Source organism: Mycobacterium simulans (assembly GCF_900232995.1).
Taxonomy (GTDB): Bacteria; Actinomycetota; Actinomycetes; order Mycobacteriales; family Mycobacteriaceae; genus Mycobacterium; species Mycobacterium simulans.
Map to the genome: position 1 here is coordinate 1 of NZ_OCVX01000004.1, position 22,560 is coordinate 22,560.

The 22,560-nt window shown below is 64.2% G+C and carries 20 protein-coding genes; 7 read left to right on the forward strand and 13 right to left on the reverse strand.

What is annotated here, in order from left to right; all coding sequences use genetic code 11:
• Positions 1 to 223 precede the first annotated feature (223 nt).
• Positions 224 to 1,114, reverse strand: a complete 891-nt coding sequence (locus MSIMFI_RS16230) for a class I SAM-dependent methyltransferase (protein WP_191498241.1) — start codon at positions 1,112 to 1,114, stop codon at positions 224 to 226.
• Between the two features lie 107 nt (positions 1,115 to 1,221).
• Between MSIMFI_RS16230 and pdxR the strand changes: the two genes are divergently transcribed.
• Positions 1,222 to 2,607 carry a MocR-like pyridoxine biosynthesis transcription factor PdxR gene (gene pdxR, locus MSIMFI_RS16235; RefSeq protein ID WP_191498556.1) on the forward strand — a complete coding sequence of 462 codons (1,386 nt, stop codon included), beginning with the start codon at positions 1,222 to 1,224 and terminating at the stop codon, positions 2,605 to 2,607.
• A 146-nt stretch (positions 2,608 to 2,753) separates the two neighbouring features.
• On the forward strand, positions 2,754 to 3,470 hold the full coding sequence (locus MSIMFI_RS16240) for a dienelactone hydrolase family protein (protein WP_191498242.1): 717 nt from the start codon (positions 2,754 to 2,756) through the stop codon (positions 3,468 to 3,470).
• Between the two features lie 19 nt (positions 3,471 to 3,489).
• On the opposite strand, the gene MSIMFI_RS16245 is transcribed toward MSIMFI_RS16240, so the two are convergent.
• The 6 genes from MSIMFI_RS16245 to MSIMFI_RS16270 all read right to left on the reverse strand — a co-directional run bounded on the left by MSIMFI_RS16245 (position 3,490) and on the right by MSIMFI_RS16270 (position 7,114).
• Complete coding sequence (locus tag MSIMFI_RS16245) at positions 3,490 to 4,059, reverse strand: thioredoxin family protein (RefSeq protein ID WP_191498243.1); 570 nt, start codon at positions 4,057 to 4,059, stop codon at positions 3,490 to 3,492.
• Between the two features lie 61 nt (positions 4,060 to 4,120).
• On the reverse strand, positions 4,121 to 4,555 hold the full coding sequence (locus MSIMFI_RS16250) for a DUF4383 domain-containing protein (RefSeq protein ID WP_191498244.1): 435 nt from the start codon (positions 4,553 to 4,555) through the stop codon (positions 4,121 to 4,123).
• A gap of 108 nt (positions 4,556 to 4,663) precedes the next feature.
• Positions 4,664 to 5,242, reverse strand: coding sequence for a cyclic nucleotide-binding domain-containing protein (locus MSIMFI_RS16255; protein ID WP_191498245.1), 579 nt, complete (start codon positions 5,240 to 5,242; stop codon positions 4,664 to 4,666).
• 331 nt (positions 5,243 to 5,573) lie between these two features.
• Positions 5,574 to 6,005, reverse strand: a complete 432-nt coding sequence (locus MSIMFI_RS16260; protein ID WP_191498246.1) for a PIN domain-containing protein — start codon at positions 6,003 to 6,005, stop codon at positions 5,574 to 5,576.
• On the reverse strand, positions 5,992 to 6,231 hold the full coding sequence (locus MSIMFI_RS16265) for a hypothetical protein (RefSeq protein ID WP_191498247.1): 240 nt from the start codon (positions 6,229 to 6,231) through the stop codon (positions 5,992 to 5,994). Before MSIMFI_RS16265 ends, MSIMFI_RS16260 begins: the two co-directional genes overlap by 14 nt.
• A gap of 214 nt (positions 6,232 to 6,445) precedes the next feature.
• Entirely contained in the window at positions 6,446 to 7,114 is a 669-nt protein-coding gene (locus tag MSIMFI_RS16270; RefSeq protein ID WP_191498248.1) for an LmeA family phospholipid-binding protein, read from the reverse strand.
• A gap of 584 nt (positions 7,115 to 7,698) precedes the next feature.
• Between MSIMFI_RS16270 and MSIMFI_RS16275 the strand changes: the two genes are divergently transcribed.
• Complete coding sequence (locus MSIMFI_RS16275) at positions 7,699 to 9,174, forward strand: PecA family PE domain-processing aspartic protease (RefSeq protein ID WP_224770282.1); 1,476 nt, start codon at positions 7,699 to 7,701, stop codon at positions 9,172 to 9,174.
• Positions 9,175 to 9,188: 14 nt separating this feature from the next.
• On the opposite strand, the gene MSIMFI_RS16280 is transcribed toward MSIMFI_RS16275, so the two are convergent.
• The gene (locus MSIMFI_RS16280; RefSeq protein WP_191498250.1) at positions 9,189 to 10,745 is read right to left on the reverse strand and encodes a succinic semialdehyde dehydrogenase; all 1,557 of its coding nucleotides are present in this window, start codon (positions 10,743 to 10,745) and stop codon (positions 9,189 to 9,191) included.
• 190 nt (positions 10,746 to 10,935) lie between these two features.
• On the opposite strand from MSIMFI_RS16280, the gene MSIMFI_RS16285 reads away from it, so the two are divergent.
• Positions 10,936 to 11,172 (forward strand): DUF167 domain-containing protein, encoded by a 237-nt coding sequence (locus tag MSIMFI_RS16285; RefSeq protein ID WP_224770315.1) that lies wholly within the window; start codon positions 10,936 to 10,938, stop codon positions 11,170 to 11,172.
• 10 nt (positions 11,173 to 11,182) lie between these two features.
• Here MSIMFI_RS16285 and MSIMFI_RS16290 read toward each other — a convergent pair whose 3' ends face one another.
• The 4 genes from MSIMFI_RS16290 to MSIMFI_RS16305 are packed head-to-tail and all read right to left on the reverse strand — an operon-like array spanning position 11,183 to position 18,284.
• The gene (locus tag MSIMFI_RS16290) at positions 11,183 to 12,259 is read right to left on the reverse strand and encodes a PDR/VanB family oxidoreductase (protein ID WP_191498252.1); all 1,077 of its coding nucleotides are present in this window, start codon (positions 12,257 to 12,259) and stop codon (positions 11,183 to 11,185) included.
• Between the two features lie 10 nt (positions 12,260 to 12,269).
• Entirely contained in the window at positions 12,270 to 14,057 is a 1,788-nt protein-coding gene (locus tag MSIMFI_RS16295) for an SDR family oxidoreductase (RefSeq protein WP_191498253.1), read from the reverse strand.
• A 16-nt stretch (positions 14,058 to 14,073) separates the two neighbouring features.
• On the reverse strand, positions 14,074 to 14,982 hold the full coding sequence (locus tag MSIMFI_RS16300; RefSeq protein WP_191498254.1) for a metal-dependent hydrolase: 909 nt from the start codon (positions 14,980 to 14,982) through the stop codon (positions 14,074 to 14,076).
• 23 nt (positions 14,983 to 15,005) lie between these two features.
• Positions 15,006 to 18,284 carry a thioester reductase domain-containing protein gene (locus MSIMFI_RS16305; RefSeq protein WP_191498557.1) on the reverse strand — a complete coding sequence of 1,093 codons (3,279 nt, stop codon included), beginning with the start codon at positions 18,282 to 18,284 and terminating at the stop codon, positions 15,006 to 15,008.
• Positions 18,285 to 19,130: 846 nt separating this feature from the next.
• Between MSIMFI_RS16305 and MSIMFI_RS16310 the strand changes: the two genes are divergently transcribed.
• The gene (locus MSIMFI_RS16310) at positions 19,131 to 19,400 is read left to right on the forward strand and encodes a hypothetical protein (RefSeq protein WP_085250799.1); all 270 of its coding nucleotides are present in this window, start codon (positions 19,131 to 19,133) and stop codon (positions 19,398 to 19,400) included.
• 18 nt (positions 19,401 to 19,418) lie between these two features.
• On the opposite strand, the gene MSIMFI_RS16315 is transcribed toward MSIMFI_RS16310, so the two are convergent.
• The gene (locus tag MSIMFI_RS16315) at positions 19,419 to 20,414 is read right to left on the reverse strand and encodes a diacylglycerol kinase family protein (protein WP_191498558.1); all 996 of its coding nucleotides are present in this window, start codon (positions 20,412 to 20,414) and stop codon (positions 19,419 to 19,421) included.
• Between the two features lie 134 nt (positions 20,415 to 20,548).
• Here MSIMFI_RS16315 and MSIMFI_RS16320 point away from each other — a divergent pair, with 134 nt between their 5' ends.
• Together MSIMFI_RS16320 and MSIMFI_RS16325 are read left to right on the forward strand one after the other, a co-directional pair.
• A complete protein-coding gene (locus MSIMFI_RS16320; protein WP_191498255.1) occupies positions 20,549 to 21,430 on the forward strand; it encodes an oxidoreductase in 882 nt (293 codons plus the stop codon).
• A 173-nt stretch (positions 21,431 to 21,603) separates the two neighbouring features.
• On the forward strand, positions 21,604 to 22,518 hold the full coding sequence (locus MSIMFI_RS16325) for a DMT family transporter (protein ID WP_191498256.1): 915 nt from the start codon (positions 21,604 to 21,606) through the stop codon (positions 22,516 to 22,518).
• The last annotated feature ends 42 nt before the right edge of the window (positions 22,519 to 22,560 follow it).

The following is a 22,560-nucleotide window of genomic DNA, read 5'->3' on the forward strand; positions in this document are numbered from 1 at the left end:
GGAGCTGGAAGGGAACCGACCTGACCACGGGCACCAGGGGATGGACACCCGACCGGGAAACCGGCGGCACAAAGGCCCTGGGTCCTACCGTCAGACATCATCTACCTTCCAGCTCCCGACCCGACTCGCACGGTGGAGGTGAGGCGGCGGCTTCCTCCGGAAACATCCCGCTAATCTCGCGTGCCAACGGTATCGAGATCATGCCGCGGGCCCCAGGCCGGTATCACCCGCGTAGCGCGGTGGCGATAGCGAGCCAGTCGTCGGCTGCCAATCGGCTTTCGTTCGCGGGGTCGTAACGCCCCAGCAGCGCGGAGACACTTAGATGCTCGCGAGGCTGGAAATCGTGGGCGGTCAGCATCTCGTTCAGGCCGGCCTCGGTGAAATCGCTGCGGTACGGTTCGCCGCGCCGGGCAACCATGCGGGCAACGCGGCTCGCGCTTTTCCATGGGGTGCGTGCAGCGACGACGCCGGCACAGATGTAGTCGACGACCAGACGGCTGCCTGGCACACACACCTTGGCAAGGTCGTTAAGGGTCGCGTCGATGGCGTCGCAGGTTAGGTACGGAGTGACTCCCAGCCAGATGACCAGGCTTGCCCTGGCCGAATCGAACCCGCTGTCGAGGAGCCGTTCACGCAGCACGTCATGCTCGAAATCGCATGGCACCCAGACCGTTTCACAATGGGCTGGTGACAGCCGCTCGATCACGGGGCGTTTGTGGGCTTGGGTGGTTGGAGCGTCGACCTCGAAGACCCGCACCGGCGCAGTGGCACGCCGCAGGCTGGTGGTATCGAAGCCGGCGCCGAGCAGCACCAGTTGGTCGATGCCATCGCTGATCGCGGCTTGGCACGCGTCGTCGGCGTAACGCACCCGCAGCGCGATGTGGGCGTGCAGTCCACCCCACACGGAGTCGATCACGCGAAGTGCCGCATCGGCCGAACGTGGGTGGGCCAGGATCGCCCGCAACGCCGGGTGTTCGACGAAATGCCGCGAGTACGGGTCGTCGAGGAGGCGACGGGCCGGTGGCCGCAGCGTTTCCGCGGCGCGCTGGGCCGCGTTGAGCTGGGCGGTCAAACTCGCGGTGCGGTCAAGACGCCGGTTGGCTACATCAACCATCTCGCCATCCTCTGGTGCAGGAACCATCGCCGCTTCGACATTACGAGAGAGCCGGTTCATCTGTATGGTCCAATTCCATGGCAGATTCGTGTACCAGTGCTGGCGGAATCGACCTACACCTCGACCTTCCACCTGGACGGGGTCGACGCTCGGCGCTCGAAGTTGCTCTGCGACAAGCCATTCGCGACGGGCGTCTCGCACCAGGCGAATGGCTGCCGTCCTCGCGTGCCCTGGCCGTACAGCTCGGGGTGGCGCGCGGAACCGTCGTCGAGGTCTATGCACAACTGGCGGCCGAAGGATACCTACGCACCCGGCCCGGCGCGGCGACCGAAGTGGCTCATGGGCCGCACGCCCCGTCACGGGTCACCGCAGAACCCGTCACCGCGCGCGTCGTCGCCGATTTCCGCCTGGGCCGCCCCGACCTGAGCATGTTCCCACGCGCCGAGTGGCTGCGCGCGCTTCGGCGAGCGCTGCAGACCACCGCGCACTCCGAGCTCGGCCCGGCAGACCCACGCGGATCGCCGCGCTTGCGCGCAGTACTCGCCAACTACCTAGGCCGAGTACGCGGAGTCCTCACCACCTGCGAGCACATCGTGATTTGCAGTGGGTTCACGCAGGGGTTGCGGTTGGTGTGTGACGCGCTGGCCGCCGGCACGGCCCGGTCGATCGCCCTCGAGAACCCCTGCCTTCCCGATCACCGCGCAATCGCGGAAGCCAGCGGACTCGCCGTGGTCCCGCTAGACGTCGACGGCAGCGGTGCCCGACCGGAAGGTTTCACCAGATCTGCTGCCGCTGTCCTTACCCCGGCACACCAGGCTCCGCTGGGCGCGACGCTGAACGCCGAGAGGCGCGCCGAGTTCGCGCGGATCGCCGCCGCACGGGGGGTGTATCTGGTCGAAGACGACTACGACGGCGAGTTCCGCTACGACCGCCATCCCGTCGGTGCTTTGCAGGGACTCGCGCCCGAGCACATCATCTACGCGGGCAGTGCCAGCAAGAGCCTGGCTCCCGGGCTCCGCCTGGGCTGGCTGGCGTTACCCAGCGGCCTAGTCGACGCGGTGATCGAAGCCAAACGGCGAGCTGACCGTGGCACCGATGTGCTGGCGCAGTTGGCATTCGCGGAGTTGATCGAGTCGGGGGCTCTCGACCGACACATCCGACGGATGCGCCGCCGTTACGGGAATCGCCGCGACGCGCTCATCGCTACGCTCGCCCGCTACGCACCCGCGGTGTCGATTCATGGAATCGCCGCCGGGCTCCATGCCGTCGTCTCACTGCCCGAACATATTTCGGAGGCCGATGTGCTGACCGCCGCGCAGCAGCGCAAAGTCGCACTCACCGGCCTAACCCCCTTCTGGCATGGAACAGGGCACCACACCGAGGGAATCGTCATCGGCTACGGGACACCGCTGGAACACGAATACGCCTCCGCACTGGAGCATCTCGGTCAATTAATGGGCGCCGTGACAAAGTCATCATCTGAATCGCACTGATTCCTAGCGTATTTCGCGTTTCACTGGCCGGTGCAGTGAAGTGCGCTGTGCTGGATACCGAATATCGGCCGCTGGGCCGATGTTGTCGCACGTTGAGGTTCGCGGGGTCACCCTGAGCCACTACCGAGCCTGGTAGACAGTCAGTTATGACGACGGTGACGGACATTGAGTATCAGGCCGACGGCAAAACCATGGTCGGTCGGCTTGCCATGCCGGAGGGCGACGGCAAGTGTCCCGCGGTTCTCATTGCCCACGAGGGCCCAGGTCTGGATGAGCAGCAGCGCCGCCGAGCCGATCATCTTGCAGAGCTCGGGTATGTGGCGTTCGCGCTCGATTATCAGGGCGGTGGGGTGGCGATGGTTGACCGGGAAGCCATGATGGCCCGTCTTGACGAGCTTTGGCATGAACCGGAGTGCACCCGTGAGCTGGCCCGCGCGGGCCTGAAGATACTGCTCGACCAGCCTCGTACGGATCCGACGAAGGTCGCCGCCATCGGGTACTGCTTCGGCGGGTTTGTGGTGTTGGAACTGGCCCGTGCCGGGACGAACCTCGCGGTGGTCGTCGGATTCCATCCCCGGCTGGCCACGCCGCGTCCCCTGGACGCGGCAAACATTACCGCCAAGGTTCTCGTCTGCATCGGTACAGAGGATCCGCTGATCTCGGTCGGCGAGCGGCTGATGTTTGAAGAGCAGATGCGTGCGGCGGGGGTGGACTGGCGGATGAACCTCTATGGCGGCGCCCAGCACAGTTTCACTCATCCAGAAGTCGATAGCATCGGGGTCCCCGGGCTGCGGTTCGATCCAATCGCTACCGAGCGCTCATGGCGGGCCATGCTCGACCTATTCGACGAGACGTTCCGATGAAGCTCGACTGCTAGCGGAATCACCGGGTGCGAGGCGGGCCTTGACGCCACTTGATACTGCACCCGATCGACGGCCGCTGGTTGGGGTCAACGGGCTGCCCGGCAACAACGGCCTCAACCGCGGCCCGCACATCAGCGGCCGTCACCGGTAGGCCGTTACCGGGGCGGGAATCGTCGAGTTGGCCTCGGTAGACGAGTCGGCGTTCACCGTCGAATACGAACGTGTCCGGCGTGCAGGCCGCGGAGAAGGCGCGGGCAACGTCCTGGGTCTCGTCGTACAGGTACGGGAACGTCCAGCCGTGACGGCGGGCCTCGGCGACCATCTGATCGGGTCCATCCTGCGGGTAGGTGACGACGTCATTGCTCGAGATGCCGACCATAGCGACGCCTCGGTCGCTCAGGTCTCGATAAAGCTGGGCGAGCCCGTCGGCGACATGTTGGACGTACGGGCAGTGGTTGCAGATGAAGGTGACGACCAGCGCGGGACCTGTCAGCTCGTCAAGGCCGACCGTGGCGCCGGTGGCCGGCTCGGGCAGCGCAAACGGCGGCGCGGGGGTGCCGAGGTCGAGCATTGCGGATTCGGTTGCCATGTCCGCCAGCGTACGTCTGGCGACGCGGAGCCTCGTCGACGCCAGCCGCTAACCGGTTGAGTCACCGCACTTTACGCAGGTCGGCAAGGGAGTTTCTAAGCCCACCGTCCATGCGGATCTGGATGGCTGCCACCGCGATCATCACCGCCGCGGTTACCAGGTGAACGACCGCGTCGGTGGTGTTGTTGGGAAAGGTGAAGATATAGGCGACCTGATGCGAGAAGAACGCCCAAATGCCCGGCAGCGCACCGGCTATCGCGGCGAAGACCAGGTACAGCACGGCCCACGACTTGCGTAGCGCGAACACTAGGCCCGGGGCGAATAGCGCCAGACCGGCGACCGCGTGCCAGCCGTTGTAGTCCATTCCGAGCAGCTGGACGGTCGGCGCGTTGGGCCCCGTCGCGAAGCTAGGTTCGACGATGAGACCGATCACCGCCTGAATGACATGAAATGCACAAATGAGCAACAGCCCGACTTGGGCGAAACTCCGCCTCACATTGCACCTCCTTGTGCGTGACGGGACAGCCCAATACTACGCTTGGTAGTAGATGCCAGGCCTACGGCGAATAGCCTCGCGACGCCGCTGCGGCGCCAGAACCGACGGCTACGCCGTGCTGTTCCGCTCGATCCACTGGTTGAGCGCGTCCGCGAGCGCGGCCGCGGCGCCCACACCCGCACTGTCGGCGGCCTGTTCGAACCGCTCGACCAGCTCCGTGGGGACTGAGGCATTTACCTTGGAGCGCGGCGGTTTTGGCTTCGGCAGCGGGCTGACGGGCACGTGTTGGGCGGCAGTCGCCTCCATGATTTCACGCAGTGCGGGTATCTCGTCGAGCAAGGGGGCGAGATCATCGCGCTCGACGCGCAGCACCTCGGCCGGCCCGATCGTCGTTACGGTCGCAGACCGCAATTTCCCCCGGCGGAGCGCAGATTCGCCGATCACCTCGCCCGGCCCCAAAACAGCAATGCGGTCTTGACCGACGTACACTCCTACCTCGCCGCTGAGCAGGATGTAGCAAGCGTCCGACGGAGTCTGCTCGCGAATCAGCGGCCATGGCACGGAGTGTGAAGTGTGATGTGCAGCCCGGACGAGACGCTCCAACTCATGATCCGTGAATTTGTCGAATGCGGTGAACTCGCGTAGCCGACGGGCGTCTTCCGCTTCATGTCCGTCGCCGTCGACCATGGCGGCCTCCTAATGAGCGATGTAACCCTGACATTGAGGAGCCTAACGCGGATCTTGCAGCAGAAGTAGCATGTCAGAGGCGGTTAGCGAACGCGGACGCCGTCTCCGTCACCTCCATCTTGCTGAGCTGGGGACCACGTGTTGGGCGAATTACGACCCGATGGGCTGTCCCAGCTCCGCGGTGAATTACAAACGCGCAGAGAATCATTCGGGCGTAGCCCGTAGCCCGGCTACCGCGACGCATCATCCACAATGACCACTACCGGACACCGCAGCCGGCAGATCATCGCCGGACTCTGGAACCGCAAGGCGTCCAACCTATTACGGGTCATCACTTAGCCTGCTGAGTGCGACTAGCTCGAAACGGATTCTCCACCCGTACGCCGGCGTAGTCCTCGCTGTCGCTTAGGTCCTCGGATAGGACGACATCACAACCGAGAGCGCGGCTGGCCTCGAGGACTGTGGCGTCCCAGTACGAGATCCGGAAGCGCCGAGATGTCGTAAAGGCGGCCAGCATTAGCTCGGCCGTGATTGGGGCGACGGAAAACCGCATAAACGACTCCACCAGGTCGACGGCCTGCTCGTGGGTAATCGGGTCCGGCCGGCTCATGCGCGTTGCCTGGACGTAGAACTCCTGAAGAACCTGAACAGACACCGCCAGGTCGCGGGCGGCCAGGATTTCGTTTGCACAGTTCGCCTTGTCCTGCTCGTCTGGATCGCGTGAGATCGCGTAGAGCAGGACGTTGGTGTCAATGAACCGCACGGTCGTGGACTTCGTCTCGGCTCAGACGGTCGCGTGCGCGAAACTGGCGGATTTCATTCTGGACCCGCCGCTGCTTTGCCTCAAGCCGGGAGAATTCGGCCTCCCGCTCGGAAAGCGAATTCAGATATTCAGCAACGAGGGCGCTTACGGACTTGCCGAGCTCTGCAGCCCGAATCCTCGCTAGGCGGTAGATGTCGTCGGAAACAGAGACGGTGATATTCTTCACAGTTTCACAGTATCACAGTTACTGTGATCGCTGCGTTTCGTCGCGGTCCGGTTACGCCGCCAGCTCGCGTGCTGGTGGGCCGGGGGCGAGCCGGCAGTGGTCGTCGAGGAGGTTGCGGATTTTCGCCTCGGTGTCATCGGCCTGCTGCTCGTGTGTGACATCGGCCTGGCAAAGGTCGTTGGGTGGGGCGGCAGTGAAGCGTCGCGTACGCAGATCAGTGATAACGGCACTGTTGTGACGGGGCGACGGCTAGCTGAGCGCGCCCACCGGTCAAGTAGAGCATCAGAGCAGAATCGGTGACTTTAATGCTCTTGACGGTCAGCCCGAGCGGTAGACCGACAAGGCTTCTGCGGCGTTGGATGCTGCCGCCACGGCCGAGGGCCGAGACCTGCCGGGGATCGATCGGGTGGCCCTCAAGCGCCATCGAACGGATGGTGAAGACCAGGTCGGACCCGTCCAGCGTGGGGCCAAGATCGACGGTGAGCTTTCCCGAGGGCCCGGTGTTCAGGCGGATGAGCCCGTCGTGGATTGTCACCGCGAGCATCGCCGGATCCATGCCGTTCGCCTCGGATAGGGCTTGCCGGATCGCGCTAGGGTTCATGGTGACTGTCGCATCGGTGTGTGAAGCGGTCGGCCCGCCAATTACTGATAGGTCGTGCAGCACGGCTGATATGTCAACGCCGTCAAACTGACATAACGAGGCGCCTTTGGCCGCGATGGATACCGCTGAGATGTGGTCAGTAATCAGGTTAATCACCATTGATGATGAGCCGATGCCGACTGTTAGCGCTGTGGTGTGCAGCGTGCGTCGCGCACTATCCACGATCATCGCGCGCACCTTGTCGCGGGCGAAAACCTCGGCAGCGCAAAATGCGACGGTCAACGTGAGGACTATGCACACCGCAAGGATGCGTTTTATCCGCCCGCGGGCCGCCGGCTGCCATCGAGTGGCGGCTGCCGCTCGAACACTTTTCACGGGCGAGCTGTTTCGCATCGGCGGTACGGAAGGTGCTGAGTTAGAAACATTCGTTGATTTTGTACTTTCTGCGATGTGAAGGCAGTCGGTTATCGGCGCTGATCCACTCCCACCCGGTTAGTTTCGCGGTTTCTTTGGCTATAGCGGTGTCAGAGGCCCCCAACCACTCTCGTCGGGCGCTGGCTGTGTGTGCGTCAGACGAATGGCGGATTTGACGGATGAAAATCTCTCCGCCGATCGAGCGAGGGTAGTAGAACCTCGAATCGCGCAAGATGGGCCTGCCGAGCTGGCAGTGGTCAGCGAAAAGGCGTCATATCAAGATGTTTCATCGACCAACTGCGTCTCGCAGCGCGTTGTGCGGCGCCGTCGTTGACCATTGTTGTGGCATACCCGGCGGACTGCGGCAGGTCAAGCCGCGCAAAACCGAGTTGTTAAGGCGGCGGCTGGATAAGCTTCATGCGCACAGGGCTCGGATTGACGGGAAGGGCGATGTGTCGCAACTGATCGTGGCCCCGGAGTGGTTGGTGTCGGCAGCGGGGGACTTGCAGGAGATCGGTTCTGCGCTGACAGCGGCGAACGCGGCGGCCGTCGTTCCAACCACTGGGCTTGTGGCCCCCGGCGCGGATGAGGTATCTGCGGCGGTGGCGAGCCTATTTGCCGCGCACGGTCGGGAGTTTCAGGCGCTCAGCACGCACGCCAGCGCGTTCCACTCGCGGTTTGTGCAGGCGCTGAGCTCGGGGGCTGGGGTTTACGTCGCGGCGGAGGCCGCGAACGCGTCGCCGTTGCAGACGATTGAGCAGGGCTTGTTGGGTGTGATCAATGGGCCCAGCCAGCTGTTGTTGGGGCGTCCGCTGATCGGCAACGGAGCAGACGGCACGGCCGCGAGCCCGAATGGCGGGGCCGGGGGGCTCCTGTACGGCAACGGCGGCACTGGCTATTCCCAGACCACGCCGGGGGTGGTCGGCGGATCCGGTGGTCCGGCGGGGTTGATTGGCAACGGAGGTACCGGGGGTGCCGGCGGCCCCAACGCAGCTGGTGGGCCCGGAGGCATCGGCGGCTGGTTGTATGGCAACAACGGGGCCGCTGGAATTGGTTCACCGGTAAACGTATCCGTCCCGCTGTACATGAACAATAACTTTCCGGTGGTAAATGTCTCGATAAATGGCGGACCGAGTGTACCTGTGCTGCTTGACACCGGAGCCGCTGGCCTTGTTGTCCCATTCTGGGACATCGGGTTACAGCACCTCGGCTTACCCACAGGGTTCAATGTCATTCGTTACGGCAATGGGGTGAGCATTCTCTACGCTGATTTCAATACGACGGTGGATTTCGGAGGTGGAGCCGTCACTGCGCCGACCAGTGTTCAGGTCGGTATCCTGCCATTTCCCACATCTCTCCAGGGCCTTACGCTTATCGCTACGGGGCATGCTTTCGGTCCTAGCGGACACGGCATATTGGGTATCGGCCCGAATATCAACGCTAATGTGGGTGGACACGGCAACGTTGTGACTACGGCGTTGCCGGGTCAACTAAATGAGGGTGAACTCATCAACGTGCCCCAGGGTTACCTGCAGTTCGGTCCCAACACGGGCACTCCCATCACCTCGGTTACCGGAGTGCCGATCACCACTCTGAACGTACAGTTCGGCGGCTACGACCCCCTCGGGCCCTACTACTCAGTTACCTCGATTATTGATTCCGGTGGAAACCACGGCACCATTCCGGGGATTATCCTCGGGACCGGTCAGACATCCGGAATCGTTCCTCCGGGAACAATTATTTCGATCTCCACGAACGACAATCAGACGCTGCTGTATTCGTATACGACCACAGCGACCGACAGCCCAGTTGTTACCGGAAACGTCCCGATGAATACCGGGCTTATGCCTTTCGCATTGGGGCCGGTGTATATCTCGAACAGCCCCAGCGGCGTCGGGACGGTGGTATTCAATTACCCGCCGCCGTAAGGAATGGCGAACAGTCACCTGCGACCGGGCAGCTTCATCACTGTGCGCACGATTGGCAGTAGCGACTTCTGCCAAAGCGTCGCCGGAATGCCAAACGGCGGATCGAGATTGAGCACGCGCGCGGTCGCGATCGTTTGCGATTCGGTGTACTTCAACAGGCCCTCGGGACCGTGCCTGCGGCCGACGCCGGACAGGCCCATGCCGCCCATCGGCGCGCTGAGGCTGCCCCACGCGAACGCGTAGCCCTCGTCGACGTTCACTGTCCCAGACCGCAACCGGGCCGCGATCTTCTGGCCCTCGGCGGTCGACCCCGCCCACACGCTGGCGTTGAGCCCGTACTCGGTGTCGTTGGCTTTCTCAACGGCTTCATCCACATCGGCGACAGGGTAGATCGAGACGAGCGGCCCGAACGTCTCGTTGGCCGCGCACTCCATCTCCGGCGTCACGTCGGTGAGCACAGTCGGCTCGTAGAACAGCGGTCCGATGTCGGGTCGAGCTTTGCCACCGGCAATCACCTTGGCGCCCTTGGCCGTTGCGTCGTTCACGTGCCCCGACCCCGTCTCCAGCTGCCCCGCCGAGATCAAGCTGCCCATGTCCACCGAGAAGTCGTACGCCGTGCCGAGCTTCATGTTGCGCGCCGCAGCGCCGAACTTGCTCGTGAACTCTTCGGCGATGTCCTTCTCCACATAAATCCGCTCAATGGAGATGCACAGCTGGCCTGCGTTCGAGAAGCATGCACGGGTGGCCGCCTTGGCGGCCTTGTCGAGGTTGGCCCCCCGCGCGACGATCATCGCGTTCTTGCCCCCAAGCTCGGCCGAGAAACCGATGAGCCGCCGGCCCGCGTGTTCCGCGAGCCGGCTGCCAGTTGCGGACGAACCCGTGAACATCAGGTAGTCGCAGTTGTCGGTGATTGCGGTGCCGACCACCGAGCCCGGACCAGGCACGATCGCATACAGCGGTCGCGGCAGGCCCGCCCTGTACAACAGCTCGGCACAAGCGAGCGCGCAGTATGGCGTCTGGCTGTCCGGCTTGAGCACCACCGCGTTGCCCGCAAGAAGTGCAGGCACTGAGTCAGACACCGTGAGCGTCATCGGGTAGTTCCACGGCGAAATCACCCCAACCACACCCTTGGGTTGATAGCCAACGGTGGTCTTGCCGATCGCCGGCAGCAGCGGCTGCACCGTGCGAGGCTTCAGCAGGTCAGCGGCGACGCGTGCGTAGTAGTTCGCGTTCGCCATCAGATCGACGATTTCCTCCTGCGCCGCCCATCGGGCCTTGCCCGCCTCGGCTTGCAGGAGGTCCATGAGGAACTCGCGGTTCTCGATGACCAGGTCGCGATAACGGCGGATGACCTCAACTCGCTCGGTGACCGGACGATTGGCCCAATCAATCTGTGCCACACGGGCTTCGGCGAATGCCGCTTCGACGTCTTCGGCGGTGCCGACTGGGATCGTGGTCAGCGGCTTGCCGGTGAAGACCTCATCGATCGTCTTGGTCGGACGTGTGTCGATGTCTTTGATCGCGGCCAGCTGACACAAGCGGTCGAAGACCTCGGTTGATGGTGCAGGCATGTCGTTACCTCTCGAAAAAGCACAGGCGTTCAGGGCATCAGACTATAGGTCGGCAATGCCAGGCCATTCGGCGTCAGGCAATTAGTTCGATGTCTGCGTCATGGCCATAGGATTGAGCGAGTCGCTCGTCGCAAGTGACGAGCGGCGCCGCAAGGCCTTCCGCAAGGGCGACGTACGATCTGGGAGCGTGGTGAGCGGCGTCGAAATCATCAGCGTCAGGGTCAAACCTGGCAGCCGGAAGGGCCCCTTGGTCGAGGCCGGCGTCGACACCGACCTGACGATCTACTTGCCGGAGCGGGCGGTGGACGGCAAGGCCAACGCCGCTGTGTCCCGCCTCCTCGCAGAGCATCTCGGAGTACCCCGGGCGCGGGTGACGCTGGTGGCCGGCGCCACTGGACGACTGAAGCGCTTTCGCGTGCTGCGCTGAGCGTGCTCCCTCAGGCGTCGATCACCACGCGATCACTTTTCGCCCGCGACACGCAAACCAGCATTTCGTCATCGCCCTCTGTGGTGCGCCCTCGGCGATCGACCTCACCGGCCAGCACCTTGAGCTTGCAGGTTCCACAGAACCCTTGCTGGCACGAATACGCGGTCGTCGGGTCGTGGTCGAGCATGACGTCTAGCGCCGACCGGTTCGCTGGCACCCTGAGCACCCGCTGCGAATGCGCGAGTTCCAGCTCGAAGGGGACACCGTCGACGACCGGCGGCGGACTGAACCGTTCGTAGTGCAGCGGCGCGTTGGCGTGTTCGTCGCGGGCGGTGCGCACCTTCTCGAGCATGGCGGGCGGGCCGCACACATAAACAGCCGTTGTCGGCCCGGCATCGGCCAGCAGGTCCGCCGCGGTGGGCAGTCGGCCGCGCTCGTCGTCGGCCCACACGGTGACCCGATCGGGAGCCACCGCCGTCACCTCGTCGAGAAGTGGCATGTACTGACGACTGCGCCCGGCATACACCGCACGCCAGTTGATTCCGTGCTGATGAGCCAGCTGAATCATCGGCAGGATTGGTGTCACGCCGATTCCGCCGATCACGAACAACACCTCATGCTCGTCGGTGACGAGATGGAACGCGTTGCGTGGACCTTCGAATACCAGGATGTCGTCCACGTCGAAGGTGTCATGCATCTCTATCGACCCGCCGCCGCCGTCGGCGATCCGGCGCACAGCGATTCGGTAATCGGTCCGCCGGCCTGGGGGACCGCACAGCGAGTACTGCCGACGGCGGCCCGAGGGCAGTCGAACATCGATGTGCGCGCCGGGCGTCCAGGACGGCAATAATCCGCCATCGGGATCCGCCAACGTCAAGGCGACCACGTCGGGTGCCAGCAGTTCGCGTTTGGTGACCACCGCGGAGTTGGTCCGCCGCACCGGCGCTATCCGAGATGTCGTCCACCGCGACGCCGAAGCGAAGCCGCCGAAGAGAACACCCACGCCCCACAACGCGGTGTAGAAGCGGTCGCGCTTGCGGCGACCGTACAAGTCTGCGGGTCGAGTGCTCCAAATGGTCTGCGACACAGCGAATTCCCTACCTTTGTCGAATGTCGAACCGCGCGAACCGCCGAACCAGCGACGGACTGATGCGGCGCAGCGCGTAGCCGATCTTGGACTCGGCCGCGATCGGCAACACCGCCGGGCCGGTCCGGACTGCCTTGACGATCGCCTTGGCGGTGGCTTCCGGGGTGTAATTGCGCCGCCGATACCCAGCGTCGGCCTTCTCGCGGGCACGCTCCTGCTGCTCGTCCGTCATGCCCGCATAGATGGTGCTCTTGGCGATATTGGTGTTGACGAAACCCGGGCACACCGCCGTGACCGTGATGCCCTCGTCGGCGAGGTCGGCGCGCAACGACTCGCTCAACGCGAGCACCGCCGCCTTCGTGGTGCCGTAGGCCACCATGGATTTTGATGGCAGAAACGCTGCGGCCGACGACACATTGATGATGGTTCCGCCCTGGCCGCGCTCGACCATCTCGGCGCCGAAGGCTCTGCTGCCGTTGATGACGCCGCGCACATTGACCCCCATGATGGTGTCCCAGTGCGCCGACGTCGTTTCCAGGAACCGGCCCGCTATCCCGATGCCGGCGTTATTCACCAGGATATCGACCACACCATGCTTGTTGTGCACTTGTGCGGCAAGGTTATTCATCGCCGTTTCATCACTGACGTCGACTTGATAGACCGCGGCCTCGGCTCCGGCCGCCCGAACGGCCTCCGCAGTTTCGTTGGCACCGGCGAGATCTCGGTCGACAATCACGACGGCACGCGCACCCTGACGGGCCAACTCCACCGCGGTCGCCCGGCCGATCCCGGCGCCCGCCCCGGTGACCAACGCGAACTTGCCTCGCACCTCGCGGGGGCTTGCGTTGGCGGGGTCGCTCAGGGATCTGCCCGCCGGAGCCGCTCCCTCGATGACCAGGTCGACCCACTCGCTGGTGAGCCGGGCGATGACGTCGGGACGCGAGCTCACCACCCAGTGCCCGCCTTCGATGGGAATGACCCTGCTGCCGGCGGGAATTGACCCGGTGAACCGCTGTAGGGCGGGTGACACGAAAAAGTCCTTGCGCGCCACCAGCACCTGCATCGGGACGCGTGTCTGAGGTAGCAGCGGCGGCGGCGCCAGAATCGGCGCGGGGATGTTGGCGCGGTATAGGTTGAGCCCGTTGAGGTAGTCATCGATCGACCGGGGCACCGCACGACGTTGGCTGTGGCTGCTTGACCGACCGATACGTCCAACCGCCTCAATGACTTTCACAGTCACCCCGGACCGGATCGCCACCTCGGGTGCAACCGGGCATAAGAAGAACCAGAGGTACGAGGACGCCAGGATCTGTTTGGCGACGTCGAGTGCCGCGCGAGGTGTCCGCGGTGACCGCAGAAATCTGCCCGCATAGTTCAGGTGCGGCCCAGAGATCGACGTGAAGGAGGCGATCCTGCCCAGCACCGAGTCGTCGGTGACCGCCGTCCAGCATTGGACCGATCCCCAGTCGTGGCCCAACAGGTGGACCTCATCCACTCCCAGGCCGTCGATTACCGTGCCGATATCCGAAACCAGTTGGGGGAGTTGGTATCCCGATCGGTCATCCGGGGATCCTGATTCGCCGGACCCGCGCACGTCGTAGGCCACAAGGTTGTATTTGGCATGGTATTGGGCACTGCAGCGCTGACCGAGTTCGTCCGCCACCCCGTCCCACACATGGTGGTTGTCCGGATAGCCGTGCACGGCCAGGATGGTCGGGCGCCGTTTGTCGATCTCGGTGTAGACGTGGACGGCAAGGGGCACGCCGTCCGACGCGGTCACAACGGTATGGGTAACCATGGGTCGTCCTCGATGGTCAGTGAGACGCTCGGGCGGCAGGTGATCTGGCCAAGTAGTCGACGGCGCGTCCCACCCCGCCCAGCTGGGACGGATGGAAACTCGGAGTGTAGTAAGCGCCAATGACTCGCAAGAATTCGAACGGCCCGGGCACCAAACCCCGGCGCGCCGCGTCGAAATAGTCGCGCCAGCGCGGTTTGGTTCCCGACGGCAGGTATGGGTCTACCGAGTACATGAATCGCACGCCGCGGATGAACAACCACAGCATCGCCGGTGTCACCAGCAGCTGGGTGCGCACCTGCCGCCAGTACCCGGCACGCAGATGTTTCATGGTGTCGAAGGCGACCGCTTTGTGTTCGACTTCTTCCGCGCCGTGCCAGCGCAACAGATCCAGCATCACCGGGTCGGTGCCGAGGGCGTCGTGTTGCGGGGTGTCGAGGATCCATTCACCCAGGATGGCGGTGTAATGCTCGATGGCCGCCACGATCGATACCTGCTCTGCCAACCAGCTCTGCCGTCGGCGCGGGCTCCATCGGGGCCGGTCGCCGATCAGCTTCCGAAACAGCCAGGCGATCTGGTTCGTGAAGGGCGAAACGTCAATTCCCTTGGCGGAGAAGTGCTCGAGCACTCCCGAGTGTGCTTGGGAATGCATCGCCTCCTGGCTGATGAAGCCCTGCACGTCGCGCCGCAGTTGGTCGTCCTTGATCAGCGGCAACGCCTTCTTGAACACCTCGACGATGAACTCCTCGCCCGCTGGCAGCAGCAGGTGCAAGACATTGCAGAAATGGGTGGCGAAGGGCTCGTTGGGCACGTAATAGAACGGCAGTTTCGCCCAGTCGAACTCGACGTCACGCGCCTGCAGGACGATCCGCTCGTGATCGAGTGAGGCGTCGTGCGGACCCGCTGCCTGGTCATCGACAGTGAACATGGTGAACCTCCCCAATGGAGTCGCTATGCAATGGATTGCGCCTCTTCGGTCTCCTCGGTGATCAGACGCTCGCGCTGCAGGAACCGCACGAGGTCGTCGACCGTGTCGGTCAGAGCCGGCTCGCGCAGCCGGACCTCGGCCAGCGCACGCGCCTGCCGGTACTGGGTGTTGTCGTAGCGCTTGTCCCGCATTGCCGCGATCTTGTTGGACGACCGGGTGAGGAAATCGACCAGCGGATAAAGCGGGTCGCTGGGCCCACACCTGAGGTTCAACTGCTCGGCGAAATCCGGGATGTCGTAGTAGGTGAAGCGGTAGCCGTAGCGTTCGGACAACAGCCGCGTGATGTTCATGAGGTTGTAGTAGCCATCCGCGGTCATATTGAAAACGTGACCGCAGGCGTTGCCCGCCTCGGCCGGGAGTCCCATCAGCGCGACGATGTGATCCGCGATCAGGTCGGCCGGCAGCAGGCTAATTTGGTTGAGCGCGCTGACGGCCACGCCGTGCTCGATCATGAACGCCGTGAGGCGCACCAAGATGTCGTCCTGGCTGCCAAAACCCGAGCTGGTGGGGGAGATGAGCGACGGGCGATAGATGCGCACGTCGAGTCCTTGCCGCTGCGCGGCCAGCACCAGCTGCTCGGCGACCCACTTGGTCTGCGAGTAGCCGAAGTCCAGGCCGCTCATCTCCTCGTTCGCGTAGGACTCCCCGACGACCGGCTTGGTGCTCCAGCCATAGATGAAGGTGCTGGAGACCAGATGGAAGGTCTTCCGGTGCGCGGTCATGGCCAGACGTAAGAGTTCCCACGTGCCGGCCACGTTGGCGGGCCGCAGCGCGTCGTAGGTCCGGACGTAGTTGACTAGGGCGCCGTTGTGGACGATGGCATCGACGCTCTCAGCCAGTCGTTGGAACGCCTCCTCACCGATTCCCAGATGAGGCTCAGCCAGGTCCCCGCAGATTATCCGAACCCGCGCCCGGGCCTCGGCTTCGAGCGCCGGGGACCACAACTGAGCCCGCCGCAGCGAGGCGACGATGCGGTCCAGGCCGTGCGCCTCATCCGTGGCGCGGACCAGTGCGTGGACGGTGTAGGAAGTCTGTCCGAGCAGGCTGCTCAGCAGGAACGGTCCCAGGAACCCGGTCGCGCCGGTCAGCAGGATGTCGCTGGGCGCGCCAGCTCGCACTGCTGGGAGCGCCGGCAAGGGCAGCTGTGCGTCGGCGCGCATCTGCGTGGTCTCGTATTCCTCATAGTCGGCGGAAATCTGATCGAGCGCCTGCCGCAGGGCATCCAGCGGTTGCCCGCACCCCCCAGACTCGCCGCCGAATTGCCGCATGAGCCGGAAGAACTCGGCGACCGTGAGCCGCTGGAGCAGGCGCGTGTTGACCTCCTCGGCCACCGCCCCCGCGCCGTGCTCCGCGAGCAAGGCCTGCAGGTCGGCGCGCAGCTCGGCTAAGGCCAGTGAGTCGATCCCGAGATCCGCGAAGGAGCAGTCCTCCTGGCCGGTGAGGTCGTAGCTATCGATGAGGTAGCGGAAGCGTTCCAGCGGACCCGCGGTGGCGTCCGGCGCGTCGGGGGTCTGGTGGGTGTAGCGGGCGACCACGGACAGTTTCCCGTCCAGCCAGAGCTTGCGGGTTTGCGCGCGCCTGATCTTCCCCGACGTGGTCTTGGGAATGCTGTGTGACGGCACGAACAGTATGGTGTGCGGATCGATATGGCAGTGCCGGCGGATCGCGCGCGCCAGGGCTCTTCCATCTGGCAGAGCGCTAGTCCGCACGTGTTCGTCGCGCACCTCGGCGACCACGACCGGCACTTCCTGTTCCTCGCGTTCGACCGAGAAGGCCGCGACGCAGCCGTCGCGGACCTGCGCGGCCTGCCCCACGATGGCCTCGATGTCCGAGGGGTAGCAGTTGACGCCACGGACGATGATTAGGTCTTTGGTCCGACCGCACACGAACAGTTCGCCCTCGTACAGGAAGCCGAGATCCCCAGTTCGCAGGTACGTGTGTTGGTCATCGCCTACGATGCGAGCTTCGAAGACCTCCGCGGTGACGTCGGGGCGGTGCCAGTAGCCGCCTCCCTTGGACGGTCCGTCCAGCCAAATCTCGCCGATCCGGCCCTCGCCTAAGACCTGCCTCGATTGGGGATCGACGATGCGGACCACGTTCCCGGCAACGGGCTTGCCGCAACTCACCACCGGGGCCTGGTTGTTGTTCTCGGGCAAGGCCTTTTCGACGCGCGCGAGATTCTGCTCCAGCGCTCGCTTGTTCAGAGTCAGGGTCTGACGCCCCCGGATGGAAACGGCCAGGGTGTTTTCGGCCAAGCCGAAAGCGCCGGTCAACGCGTCGGGCCGCAGACCGTAAGGAGCGAAGCGCTGCCGGAAGCGCGCGAAGGTGTTGGCCCGCAGGGGCTCTGCCCCGACGACAATGCTGTCGAGGCTGCTCAGGTCGATCCCGGCCAGCTCGGACGTGGGCAGCTTGTCCTCCCGCAGGCAGTACTCTAAGGCGAAATTCGGCGCGGGGCTGTGGGTGGCGCGCACGTCGCTGATGAGCCGCAGCCACGCCGACGGCCGCTGGAGAAAGTCGACCGGCGACATCGCATGTGTAGTCCCGCCGCCCACCAACACGAACAGGTATGCGGAGATCAAACCCATGTCGTGGTGCTGGGGGAGCCAGCTGACCGCTACTTCGTTACCGCTCAAGGCCGAGGCGTTGGCGATGACGTTGGCGTGGCTGACGATGACGCCTTTGGGATCGCTGGTGGAGCCGGACGTGTACTGCAGGAAGAGCACCGGGCCGGGTGTGTCCGCCACCGGGGCGCCGCCAAAGTCCTGCGTGCCGTCCGTCGCGAACCAGGGCAGTTCCGGGAGCCGCTCGGCCTCGGGCCAGGGCAACGCGCCGTGCGCACCCCCTTTGAGGCCGAGCAGCTGGCGGTAGTCGTACTCAAACTGCTTAGTCGACAGCACGGCCTTGGCCTGGCAGTCCCGCGCGATGAAGCTGAGCTTGGCCAATCCCGCTTCGAAGGCCATGGGCAACGGAGCGCTGACCGGTACGGCGATCACTCCGATGCGCGCGCAGGCGAAGAACGCGGCCACCATCTCCAGACCCGGGGGATAGACCAGCAGTACCCGCTCACCGGGCCTGAGCCCGGCTTCTGCGGACAGGTAGGCGGCCAGCTCGCGCGTCCGCTCGGCGAAGGTCTGGTAGGGGTAGTGCTCGAGTTCGCGGCCTTCGGCATCGACGAACCGGAAAAGGGTTTGGTCCGGTCTCCGCGCTTCCCACATCCGCAGGTAGTCAATGAGCGTCTCCATCGTAGGAGTCATTCCCTTTCCCCTTCCCAGGTCGGTTGCCGTCGTCCAGTCCGTCGTCTCCGCGGTCGGCAGGCTAGATATCGCTCCTGGCCTTGCCGCGGAGGCATCAACCGCTGCGCGACGTGCCGGATGCACCGAAATCATCAGAACGACCTCCGTCAACACGATTGATCAAGAAAATCGTAACGCTACTGATGGAGCTCAAGCAAAGCCTATAAGCGATTTTACAGGTACCGCATATTGACCTCACAATGTTAATCTGGCGAACAAGTAAATATGCCTATATATGTGACGAATGTCGCTGTGTTAACCGCTGGTTATGCCCACCGCGTATCAGAAGTTCAAGAGTCCAGTAGATACTGTTATCAGTAAGTCAGTAGAGCAAGAATGACCAGGTAAATCGGCTTGTTCAGCAAATGCGTCGATACTGGTGTGCGGATCTCAGTATTTCCGTACCGAATGATGTCTGCGGTAAATGTCGTTCGACCAAAGCGGGCTAAGCCATTGTTCTGGCCAATATCGACCGGTTATTCGCAAAGAACTGCTCTGCGGTGCTGTGCTTCAATAGAGCTCTCATGTAGCACACTCCTAGCAATTAGTCATGCTGTCAAAGTTGAGCATTCCTCATGCGCGTGTGCAATGCCGCCAGCGGCATTGAGTCAAATCCGCCAGCCGGGCACCGGGGCCGCAGTCGGCGACGCCAGGCGAATCTCCGCAAGCCGTCGCCGGACGGCATGGTCAGCCACTGCGCGCCACGGCATCCGCGCCGAAGCCGCTCATGATCTACGGATATACTGATATTCCTACCTACTGACATCCGATATATGCCGACAGGAGATCACCACGATGAACTCCGCCTCCGACCGCATCGCGGCGGCGCCGACCCAACCGGTGACCCTCGGACGAACACGCGTCCAACGAACAAGCGTCCGACGAACGGTCGACCTCACGCCCGCCCAACACCGCGCCCTCGACATCTGGCAGCGCGACGCCGCCGACCGCATCGGCCTAACTCGGGTCACCGGACAAGAGGTCCTCGCCGCGCTCATCGACCAACTGCTGAGCGACCCCAAGCTCTCGGCCCAGATCACACGCACCATTCAGGCTCAGCGCTGACGCCTGCTGAGGCTGGCCTCAAGCACCTACCTGGGCGATGCGGATGCGCGGCCCGGCGCTGGCCACAAGCCTGACGATGCCGACGAAACGCTCGCCATCGATGATCGGCGATAGCGGCTCTTGATCAGCCTCGATGATCATCTCTTTGCCGATGACGTCGCGCACCCGTGCACCACGGATCGTGCCCCGGGTCAGCGCGGCGGGAAGCTGCGCGATGATCCTCGACGGTGATGTCTCTCCGGCTTGGAAATGCAGCGCACCAAGTTCGGAAGCCTTAGGGAAGAGCCGAAACGGACCGCCGATACGGAGGTCGATCGCCCCGGCGTGCAGCAACCTGTGCATTCGTGTCGGGACCTCATCGCCGTCAATTAGCACGCGAGCGTGCGTCGGAGTGAAGAGATGCGAGGCGTAGTCGCTCCTGTTGGAGCGGCCGGGGGCAACTTTAGAGGCGACGTAGTCGCCGAACGTGCGAGCGATCGTTCGAGCGACGGCCGTCCGGTTATGGTCGGGATTGGCGTAGTACTTGTCGTAGAACCGGTTGCCGACGCCTCCGGCGGCCAGCCCAAAGCAGACGCGATGAAACGCTGCGCCGTCCGCGGTTTCGCCTTCGAGTTCCAGAGTGTCAAGGCACATTTCGGGTGGCGGCCGATCCGCCTGGGCGGCGGCCGTCAGTGCGCGCACAATCGCATCGGCCCGTCCGCGTACTCGTGCTTTGCGAGCGACAGCGTTGACACTTCCGCCATTGGTGGGCACGAATGTCGGCCAGCGCTCCGGATCGGCGATGCACTGCCAGGTTTCATTGACCAACCAGTGCAGCGCGCCGTCGCCGCCGTCGCCGACGAGGTGGCTGACCCGCGGATTGAGCTGCTGCACGACCCCGCGGAGGTCCTCGACGGAGGCGGTTTCATGCACCTCGCCCCACGGGCCGACGATCTGACGTAGTTCGGCGCTGCGATCACCCGCTACAGCCCGGTTCCGGCGTGCGAGCGGATTGACGACGACGCCTAAATACATGCGGAAGTCAAGGCGCCCACGAGGGATTCCGCTGGTCATCCCCGGGACGATACCCGCGACGTGCGCGTGGGCGAGATCACGCCCGGAACTCTGCGTCAGGAGCCCATCGCGAATTCGAAGCTACTGTGGCTGCCATGGCCGGTTGGACCGCCGCAGACTTGCCCTCGTTCGAGGGACGCACCGCCGTTGTCACCGGGGCCAACAGTGGACTGGGCGAGGTGACCGCCCGGGAGTTGGCCCGCGTCGGTGCCCACGTAATCCTGGCGGTGCGCAACACGGAGAAGGGTGGCGCCGCGGCCGCGCTCATGACCGGCCCCAAGACCGGCCAACTCGAGGTGCGCCAACTCGACCTGCAGGACCTGTCCTCAGTGCGGCGCTTTGCCGACGGCATCGATAAGGTCGACGTCCTGGTCAACAACGCAGGCATCATGGCCACCGACTTCGCGCTGACCGCCGACGGATTCGAGCGTCACATCGGCACCAATCATCTGGGTCATTTCGCGTTGACCAACCTGCTGCTGCCCAAGCTCACCGACCGGGTGGTGACGGTGTCCTCGCTGCTGCACATGATCGGCTACATCAGCGTCAAAGACCTGAACTGGCAGTCCCGGCCCTATTCGAGGTGGCTGGCCTACGGCCAGTCAAAGCTCGCCAACCTGCTGTTTACCAGCGGACTGCAGCTGCGCCTCGATGCCGTCGGCTCTTCGGTGCGCGCGCTGGCGGCCCACCCCGGCTGGTCGCACACGAACCTGCAAGGCCGCTCGGGCCGCAAGTTGACCGACGCGGTAGTACTGGCCGCCGACCGTGTGGTGTCAACGGACGCCCACTTCGGCGCCCGGCAGACGTTGTATGCGGTATCGCAGGATCTACCGGGCAATACGTTTGTCGGTCCGCGATTCGGCCTGTATGGCCGCACTCAGCCGATCTGGCGTAGCTTGCTCGCGATGCGCGCAACCAGCGCCGACGCACTTTGGGAGCTTTCCGAACAGCTCACGGGCACCAAGTTTCCGCTTTGAGCCTCGACAGCCTACCCACAGCGCATGCCTAGATTGTTCGGGTAGGAATTGAGGAGGTTTCACCGCGCGGGCGGCTGAGCATTCTGTGCACACAAGACCAACCGCGGAAGAAGCGCCGGTGAACTGCGCGTGCGTAACGGCTTCCGGGTCGGACGTCGGCGAGGAGGCCACCCATGTCGAATACCGATATCGCGGCGATTCTCGCTCTGTGCGCCGCGCTGGCGGCCGCGATCGGGAACGTGATCCGTCAGCGGTCCGCGCAGGAGATCACCGACGAACCGGTCGGCCACTTGACGCTGTTCGGCATGTTGGTGCGCAACACCCGGTGGTGGCTGGGCGGTTTGGGCGACGTCGCTAGTTACTGCCTACTTGCTGCGGCCCTCGACAGGGGCTCGGTCATGTTAGTCACGGCATTGCAGGTGACGGTGCTGCTGTTCGCCTTACCCATCTATGCGCGGTTGGCCCATCATCGGATAACCGGTCGGGAGTGGATGTGGGCGGTATTGCTGGTCGGAGCGTTGGCAACGGTCATCACGTCCGGGGACCCGACGGCCGGCCACTCCCGTGGCTCGCCGACAGCCTGGATCGTGGTGACCCTCGTCATGGGTCCGGCGTTGGCGTTGTGTGTGCTGGGGGCCCGGATCTGGTCGGATCGTGCGTCCGCGGCGGTGTTGCTGGCGGTGGTGTCGGGTTCGTCGTTGGCGCTGTTCGCGGTGCTGACCAAGGGGCTCGTCGAGGTGCTCCACACCGGCGCAGGCCACTTGCTGCATGCGCCCGAGCTGTATGCCTGGGTGCTCGCCGGGCTGGCCGGGATGATCTTTCAGCAGTCAGCATTTCGCGCCGGCGCGCTGACCGCGTCCCTGCCGGCGATCACCGTCGCGAAGCCGGTGGTGGCCACCGTGCTGGGGATCACTGTCCTCAAGGAGACGCTGGAAGCCAATGGTCCAGAGTGGATTTTGCTGATAGCGGCAGCGGTGCTGGTGATCGTCGCGACGGTGGCACTGGCTCGTGGTGAGGCTGCCACCATGGCGGCCGGCGCCGGGCGTGACGTGAAAGTCATCGCCCAGCCGAAGGTGCCGTCGCCGTAGCGCTTGTGCGACTGATGCCTTCTCGCGTCTAGAAACTAGCGA

Bases quoted from the DNA above. Each gene is read 5' to 3' on its own strand.
- MSIMFI_RS16230 (WP_191498241.1), bottom strand. From the start codon at position 1,114: ATGGTTGATGTAGCCAACCGGCGTCTTGACCGCACCGCGAGTTTGACC.
- MSIMFI_RS16240 (WP_191498242.1), top strand. From the start codon at position 2,754: ATGACGACGGTGACGGACATTGAGTATCAGGCCGACGGCAAAACCATG.
- MSIMFI_RS16245 (WP_191498243.1), bottom strand. From the start codon at position 4,059: ATGGCAACCGAATCCGCAATGCTCGACCTCGGCACCCCCGCGCCGCCG.
- MSIMFI_RS16255 (WP_191498245.1), bottom strand. From the start codon at position 5,242: ATGGTCGACGGCGACGGACATGAAGCGGAAGACGCCCGTCGGCTACGC.
- MSIMFI_RS16280 (WP_191498250.1), bottom strand. From the start codon at position 10,745: ATGCCTGCACCATCAACCGAGGTCTTCGACCGCTTGTGTCAGCTGGCC.
- MSIMFI_RS16295 (WP_191498253.1), bottom strand. From the start codon at position 14,057: ATGGTTACCCATACCGTTGTGACCGCGTCGGACGGCGTGCCCCTTGCC.
- MSIMFI_RS16300 (WP_191498254.1), bottom strand. From the start codon at position 14,982: ATGTTCACTGTCGATGACCAGGCAGCGGGTCCGCACGACGCCTCACTC.
- MSIMFI_RS16305 (WP_191498557.1), bottom strand. From the start codon at position 18,284: ATGGAGACGCTCATTGACTACCTGCGGATGTGGGAAGCGCGGAGACCG.
- MSIMFI_RS16310 (WP_085250799.1), top strand. From the start codon at position 19,131: ATGAACTCCGCCTCCGACCGCATCGCGGCGGCGCCGACCCAACCGGTG.
- MSIMFI_RS16315 (WP_191498558.1), bottom strand. From the start codon at position 20,414: ATGTATTTAGGCGTCGTCGTCAATCCGCTCGCACGCCGGAACCGGGCT.
- MSIMFI_RS16320 (WP_191498255.1), top strand. From the start codon at position 20,549: ATGGCCGGTTGGACCGCCGCAGACTTGCCCTCGTTCGAGGGACGCACC.
- MSIMFI_RS16325 (WP_191498256.1), top strand. From the start codon at position 21,604: ATGTCGAATACCGATATCGCGGCGATTCTCGCTCTGTGCGCCGCGCTG.